General features: G+C 64.5%; 4 protein-coding genes. 2 read left to right on the top strand and 2 right to left on the bottom strand.

The genetic code is table 11. The features are described 5' to 3' along the window. Positions 1-65: 65 nt before the first annotated feature. Both NP534_RS24910 and NP534_RS24905 read right to left on the bottom strand, forming a co-directional pair. Positions 66-815: a tetratricopeptide repeat protein gene (locus NP534_RS24910; protein ID WP_274100473.1), complete on the bottom strand. Its 750-nt coding sequence runs from the start codon at positions 813-815 to the stop codon at positions 66-68. Between the two features lie 3 nt (positions 816-818). Beyond that, positions 819-1,499 (bottom strand): Fe2+-dependent dioxygenase, encoded by a 681-nt coding sequence (locus NP534_RS24905; protein WP_095064040.1) that lies wholly within the window; start codon positions 1,497-1,499, stop codon positions 819-821. 221 nt (positions 1,500-1,720) lie between these two features. Here NP534_RS24905 and NP534_RS24900 point away from each other — a divergent pair, with 221 nt between their 5' ends. Both NP534_RS24900 and NP534_RS24895 read left to right on the top strand, forming a co-directional pair. Beyond that, positions 1,721-4,033, top strand: coding sequence for a TonB-dependent receptor (locus NP534_RS24900; protein WP_274100472.1), 2,313 nt, complete (start codon positions 1,721-1,723; stop codon positions 4,031-4,033). Between the two features lie 102 nt (positions 4,034-4,135). Then, positions 4,136-6,691, top strand: coding sequence for a sulfite reductase flavoprotein subunit alpha (locus tag NP534_RS24895; RefSeq protein ID WP_274100471.1), 2,556 nt, complete (start codon positions 4,136-4,138; stop codon positions 6,689-6,691). Positions 6,692-6,759: the final 68 nt, after the last annotated feature.

Here is a 6,759-nt window from a genome sequence, read left to right as displayed (position 1 = left end):
TCCTGTGGCACAGCAGGGTCCGGTGGGAGCGGGCTTGCCCCGCGAAGAGGCCGGCACTGTAGACATCATTCCCGACGCTGTTCGAGTTCCTCGGCGTATCCGGCAGCATACCCCACCAGCAACGGTCCAGCGCCCTGCAGAGTGGCCACTGCACTGCGCAGAAAATTCACATTCCCCTCAACCCGCGCACGCTCCAGCCAAGGCCCAGCCTCAGCCACCTGCCCACGTTCGACCAGTACCAGCGCCAGGCTGAACATGCCGCGAAAGTCCCCCGCCTCTGCCGAGCGCCGATACCAGCGCACCGCCCGCGCCGGGCTGGGCGCCGTGGCGATGCCTTGTTCCAGGTAACGCCCGTACAGGTTCATCGACTTGGCATGCCCAAGGTGCGCGGCCTTCTCGTAACAGAGCAATGCCTGGGCCTGGTTGGCTGGCACCCCTCGCCCGGTGGCCAGCAGGTTGCCCAGGTTGTAAAGGCCCCAGCCCAGCCCTGCGTCGGCTGCACGCGCATAGTGGATGGCCGCCTGCGAAAGGCTTACCTCACCCCCCCAGCCATGCTCCAGGCAACGCCCGAGCATGTTGTGCGCCATGGCACTGCCGGCCTGGGCGGCGATGCCGAACCAGCGCCGGGCCACACCGGCATCGGCTTCGATGCCACGCCCGTCGAGCAGAATCTGCCCCAGCAGCAACTGTGCCTCGACCGCCCCCTGCCCCGCTGCCGCCAGGATCGCCTGGGCAGCCTTGCCGGGGCTGTCTTCGAGCATGGCCTTGAGGCCTGCAACATCCACCACTTCTTCACGACGCAATTGGTATGACACGTCTCAGACCTCAGCCCAGCGGCGCAGCAGGTTGTGGTAGGTACCCGTCAACTGCAGCAGCGAAGGGTGCTCGGGCACATCGGCGGTGAGTTGCTGGATGGCATTGTCCATCTCGAACAACAGCGCCCGCTGGCTGTCTTCACGCACCAGGCTTTGCGTCCAGAAAAACGCAGCATAGCGCTGGCCGCGTGTCACCGGGTTGACCTTGTGCAGGCTGGTGCCGGGGTACAGCACCAGGTCGCCGGCCGCCAGCTTCACCTGCTGCACGCCATAGGTGTCCTGGATCACCAGTTCGCCGCCGTCATAACTGTCCGGGTCGCTGAGGAACAGCGTTGACGACAGGTCGGTACGCACCCGCTCCGCGCTGCCCTTGGGCTGGCGCAGGGCATTGTCGATGTGAAAGCCGAAGTTGCCGCCTTCGCGGTAGCAATTGATCAGCGGTGGAAAGACCTTGTGCGGCAGCGCTGCCGACATGAACCGCGGCGTGTTCCACAGGCGGTCGATCAATGCGCTGCCGAGCTCCTTGGCCAGCGGGTGGCCTTCAGGCAACTGCAGGTTGTGCTTGGCCTTGGCCGACTGATAACCCGCAGTGACCTTGCCATCGGCCCAGTCAGCCTGCTCCAGGGCCTCACGGATACGCGCGAGTTCGTCGGCATCGAACAGGCCGGGAATGTGAAGCAGCATGGCGGCGGCACCTGGGCAAATGTAAAGGCGTCAATGATATTGATTACCTTTTACACACCACAAGCCCCATTCGCCGCTTAAGACGTTTCAGCCGACGAAAACCGTAACGGCAAACTGTAAAGATTGTAAATTCTTCACGAATGGTAACGACTCTCAATTGTTAGTCACAATTGCTTACATTAAGATCCGCCGCCTTATCACCTTGGGGAAGGTCCTTACCAATGCGTCACTACGTGCCATCTGCTGTGAGTTCGCCACGCCTGATCGTGACCGCCATCGGCGTCGCCATCACTGCCTCGACCGCCTACGCTGCCGAGCCTGCCGCCAACCGTGCCGTTACCCTTGATGCCACCAGCGTCAACGGCAAGGCCGAACAGGCCAGCACCGACTACAAGGTCGAGAAAGCCTCGTCGCAGAAGTACACCGCGCCGCTGGTCGATACACCGCGCTCGGTCACGGTGATCCCGCAGCAGGTCATCAAGGACACCAACGCCCTCAGCCTGCAGGACGCCCTGCGTACGGTACCTGGCATCACCTTTGGTGCCGGTGAAGGCGGCAACCCCCAGGGCGACCGCCCGTTCATCCGCGGCTTCGACGCCCAGGGCGATACCTACCTGGACGGCGTGCGTGATACCGGCGCGCAAACCCGTGAGATCTTCGCCATCGAGTCGGTGGAAGTGGCCAAGGGCCCGAACTCGGCCATCGGTGGCCGAGGCGCCGCAGGCGGCACCATCAACCTGGTGAGCAAGCGTGCGCACCTGGGCAACTCGCTGGACGGCGCCTGGACCTGGGGCAGTGACCAGACCCAACGCTACACCTTCGATGGCAACTACCAGTTCAGCGACACCGTCGCCGGTCGTCTCAACCTGATGACCCACGAGAGCAACGTCGCCGGCCGTGACAAGGTCAACTACGACCGCTGGGGCATCGCCCCGTCCCTGGCCTTCGGCCTGGGCACGCCGACCCGCGTCAACCTCGACTACTACCACCTGGAAAGCGACGACCTGCCGGATTCGGGCATCCCATACACCATCCCTACGTCGGGTAGCGGCGGGCGCACCTCGGCGCACCCGAGCAAGCCGAACGACGGTGGCGACAGCGACAACTTCTACGGCCTGACCGGCCGTGACTTGCGCAAGAGCCGGGTCGACATCGCCACCTTCGCGATCGAACACGACCTGACCGACTCGCTGACCGTCAAGAACACCCTGCGCCATGGCAACAGCATGCAGGACTACATCCTGACCCAGCCGGACGACAGCAAGGGCAACGTCAACAACGGCAGCGTCTGGCGCCGCGCCAACAGCCGTGTCGGCAACACCGCCACTACCACCAACCAGACTGACCTGTTTGGCGAGTTCTACCTGGGCGGCATGAAGAACAGCTTCTCCACTGGTATCGAGCTGAGCCGCGAAGAGAGCAAGCGTTCGTCCTACACCGTCGACACCGATACCGTGCCGGGCGGCAGCGCCAACAGCAACTGCACCCCAGGCATGATCGGCGCCAGCAGCGGTTACAACTGCACCTCGCTGAGCAACCCGAACCCGGACGACCCTTGGAACGGCAACATTGCGCGCAATTACGCGGGCACCGACACCAAGAGCAATACCCGCGCGCTCTACGTATTCGACACCCTGGAGCTGACGCCTGACTGGCTGCTGAACATGGGCCTGCGTTACGACCACTTCGACACCCAGTACCGCACTTACGATGCCGCCGGCGCTACCGTGGTGAACAGCAAGGGCGTTGCTTCCAAGGGCCGTGACACCAGCGAGTTCATCACCGGCCAGCTGGGCCTGGTCTGGAAACCGGCCGAAAACGGCAGCATCTATGTCTCCTACGCCACCTCCGCAACGCCACCCGGCGCAATGCTGGGTGAAGGCACCGAAGGCAACCCGCTGGGCAACACCAGCGACCGCGCCGGCAACCTGCTGAGCAGCGACATGGAGCCGGAAGAAACCACCAACTACGAGATCGGTACCAAGTGGGACCTGCTCGACCAGCGCCTGTCCCTGGCCGCCGCACTGTTCCGCACCGAGAAGGAAAACGCCCGCGTGCAGGTGGATACCACCAGCTACGAAAACGTCGGCGAAACCCGCGTGCAGGGCATCGAGCTGTCGGCCAGCGGCAAGCTGACCGACAAGTGGCAGGTCTTCGCCGGTTACACCTACATGCAGGCCCGCCAGATCGACGGCGGCCCGCTGGGCAAGGCCAACGACGGCAACCAGCTGCCGAACACGCCGAACAACAGCGCCAGCCTGTGGACCACTTACGCGATCACGCCGAAGCTCACCGTCGGTGGCGGCGCGTTCTATGTGGATGACGTTTACGGCAGCGTGGCCAACACCACCATGGTCGACAGCTATGTACGTTACGACGCCATGGCGGCCTACAAGCTGACCAAGAACGTCGACCTGCAGCTGAACGTGCAGAACCTGACCAACGAGGTGTACTACGACAAGGCGTTCTCCACCCACTTCGCCAACCAGGCGGCGGGCCGGACCGCATTGTTGACCACCAGCGTCCACTTCTAAAGCAGCAACCCGGAGCCCCGTTCATTCCAGTGAGCGGGGCTTTTGCGTACCAAGGCATAATGCACGCCGCGCAGGTTGCGGCAGCACGACAAGGTGATCGATGTGGTGAAGAAGACGCTGTTCCAATTGCACTGGTTCTTTGGCATCACCGCTGGCCTGGTGCTGGCCTTGATGGGTATCACCGGGGCGATCTGGTCGTTTCAGGAAGAACTGCTGCGTGCGTTCAATGCCGATGTGCTGAAGGTCGAAGTGCGCCCCGAGGGCGTGCTGCCGCCCGCCGAACTGGTGCAGCGGGTCGAGGCTGCGAAAGGCGAGAAGGTGTCGATGCTGTGGGTCGACCTTCATCAGGGCAACGCAGCGCGTATCTTCTTCACCCCACCGCCGGGCGAGCGCCGCGGCGAGCTGCGCTATGCCGACCCGTACACCGGCGAGCTCAAGGGCGAAGTGGCCGGGCAGGACTTCTTCAACCTGATGCTCAACCTGCACCGTTTCCTGGCCATGGGCGACAGTGGCCGGCAGATCACCGGCGCCTGCACCCTGATGCTGATCTTCTTCTGCCTCTCCGGCCTGTACCTGCGCTGGCCGCGCAAGGCGCTCAACTGGCGGGTCTGGCTGACCTTCGACTGGGCCAAGAAAGGCCGCGCCTTCAACTGGGACCTGCACGCCGTGGCCGGTACCTGGTGCCTGCTGTTCTATCTGTTGTTCGCCCTCACCGGCCTGTTCTGGTCCTATGAATGGTATCGCCAAGGCCTGAACTCGCTGCTGGCCGACGCGCCGGCAGCAGGCCAGCAGCAAAAACGCGGCGAAGGCCGTGGCCGCCATGGGCCACAGAAGGTCGACAAGAACGCACCACCGCTGGTGGTCGACTACGACGCCATCTGGGCCAGCCTCAAGGCTGCCGCAGGCCCGGGCCTGGCCGCCTACAACTTGCGCCTGCCACCGGCAGGTGGGCAACCGGCCAACCTGTTCTTCCTGCGGGACAACGCTGCGCACCCGCGCGCCTTCGACACCCTGGTGCTGGACCCGGCCACCGGCCAGGTGAAAAACCACGACCGCTACGCCGACAAATCCTTCAAGGCGCAGTTGCTGCAGAGCGTTTACGCCCTGCACGTGGGCGAGTACTTCGGCCTGCCAGGGCGCATCATCGTCACCGTCGCCAGCCTGACCATGCCGCTGTTCTTCGTGACGGGTTGGCTGCTGTACCTCGACCGCCGCCGCAAGAAGCGCCAGGTGCGCGCCGCCCGCGGCAGCGTCGACAGCGTCAACGCCGGCAGCGACAGCTGGTTGGTCAGCTTCGCCAGCCAAAGCGGCTTTGCCGAACAGCTGGCCTGGCAGAGTGCCGGGCAGTTGCAGGCTGCAGGCCTGCCGGTGCAGGTCCGCGCCTTGGCCGAACTGGGCGAGGATGACTTGCGCCAAGCTCGCCGTGCACTGTTCGTGGTCAGTACGTTTGGCGACGGGGAAGCCCCTGACAGCGCCCGCGCGTTCGAACGCAAGGTGCTTGGCCAGCCCTGGGCGCTGAACAACCTCAACTACGCAGTGCTCGCCTTGGGCGACCGTCAGTATCCGCACTTCTGCGGTTTCGCCCGGCGCCTGCAGGCCTGGTTGGCTGAGCGCGGCGCCAGCACTGCGTTCAGCCCGGTAGAGGTGGACAGCGCCGACCCGGCGGCCCTGCAGCAATGGCAGCAGGCACTGGCGCAACTGACCGGCGCTCAGCCAGTAACGGCCTGGCAGCCAGCAAGCTTCGGCAACTGGACACTGGTGCAACGCGCACTGATGAACCCGGGCAGCCAAGGCCAGCCGGTTTACCTGATCGGCCTGCGTGCCGAAGCGCCCGCCAGCTGGCAGGCTGGTGACCTGGTGGAAATCTTGCCGCGCAATGGTCAGCCGCGGGTCGATGCCTTCCTCCACGGCCTGGGCCTGAATGCCGACACGACCGTGCAGCTCGACGGCCTGAGCGAAACCTTGGGTCAGGCGCTGGCCAGCCGCCAGCTGCCGAGCCGGCGCGATCACCTGGTGGGGCTGCACGCCCAGGCGCTGGTCGATGCGCTGGTACCGATCGGCACGCGTGAATACTCCATCGCCTCGATCGCCAGTGACGGTGTGCTGGAGTTGATCGTGCGCCAGGAACGTCACCCCGATGACACCCTCGGCCTGGGTTCCGGTTGGCTGACCGAGTACCTGCCGGTGGATGGCGCGCTTGGCTTGCGCCTGCGCCGCAACAGTGGCTTCCACCTGCCCGCGTCGCCGGTGCCGATGATTCTGATCGGCAACGGTACCGGGCTGGCAGGTCTGCGCAGCTTGATCAAGGCACGCATCAACGCGGGCGAGCAGCGCAACTGGCTGTTGTTCGGGGAGCGTAACCGGGCCCACGACCTGCTATGCGGTGATGAGCTGCAAGGCTGGCTGGGCAGCGGTGACCTGGCGCGCTTGGACCTCGCGTTTTCGCGGGATCAGGCAGAGAAGGTGTATGTGCAGGATGTGTTGCTGCAGCAGGCCGAAGCGGTCAAGCGCTGGGTCGCCGACGGGGCCTGTGTGTATGTCTGTGGCAGCCTGCAAGGGATGGCTGCCGGTGTTGATGCCGCGCTGAAGGGCATTCTCGGAGAAACGTTGGTCGAGCAATTGATCGAAGAGGGGCGCTATCGGCGGGATGTGTACTGATCACTGCCACAACTGATACAGCCCGTCTTTGTGTAGGAGCGGCCTTGCCGGTCCGGCGCCCCGGCAAG

The sequence above is a fragment of the Pseudomonas sp. 39004 genome, from assembly GCF_028682155.1.
Classification (GTDB): domain Bacteria; phylum Pseudomonadota; class Gammaproteobacteria; order Pseudomonadales; family Pseudomonadaceae; genus Aquipseudomonas; species Aquipseudomonas capeferrum.
This window is presented reverse-complemented; position numbering and strand designations above follow the sequence as displayed.

Coding starts and splice junctions, on each gene's coding strand:
- NP534_RS24900 (WP_274100472.1), top strand. CDS start 1,721: ATGCGTCACTACGTGCCATCTGCTGTGAGTTCGCCACGCCTGATCGTG.
- NP534_RS24905 (WP_095064040.1), bottom strand. CDS start 1,499: ATGCTGCTTCACATTCCCGGCCTGTTCGATGCCGACGAACTCGCGCGT.